General features: G+C 61.9%; 1 protein-coding gene. It reads left to right on the top strand.

Annotated features, from left to right (window positions below; translation table 11 throughout):
* Positions 1–520: IS3 family transposase (locus tag ACFOM8_RS23085; protein WP_377764694.1), on the top strand; the 520-nt coding region annotated here is incomplete at both ends.

Raw genomic sequence — 520 nt, 5'->3', positions numbered from 1 at the left:
AAGGGCAAAGCGAAGCCGCGGCGGCGCTACCATAAAGCGCAAGACGCGGCGGTGGTGCCGCTCATCACAGCGCTCGTCGCAGCGTGGCCGACCTATGGCTACCGGCGGATCACGGCGGTCCTGAACCGCCAGTTGCGCTTGCAAGGTTCGGCACCGGTAAACCACAAGCGCACTTACCGGATCATGAAAGCACACAACCTGCTGCTGGCGCGGAAATACTCTGAGCGACCGGAGCACATCCATGACGGCAAGGTCATCGTGATGCGCTCGAACCTCCGCTGGTGCGGCGACGGTTTCGAGTTCACCTGCTGGAACGGCGATATTGTGCGGGGCGCCTTTATCATCGATGCCCATGATCGGGAGATCATCGCGTGGATGGCTGTGGTCAATGCCGGCATCAGCGGGTCCGACATTCGCGACATCATGCTCGAAGCCGTGGAGCGACGGGTCAGGGCGCTGCGTGCGCCAGCGACAATCGAAATGCTGACCGACAACGGGCCGCCTTACATCGCCAAGGATA

Origin of the sequence: Paracoccus angustae, assembly GCF_042648745.1 — a bacterium.
In the GTDB taxonomy this organism is placed as follows: Bacteria; Pseudomonadota; Alphaproteobacteria; order Rhodobacterales; family Rhodobacteraceae; genus Paracoccus; species Paracoccus angustae.
This window is presented reverse-complemented; position numbering and strand designations above follow the sequence as displayed.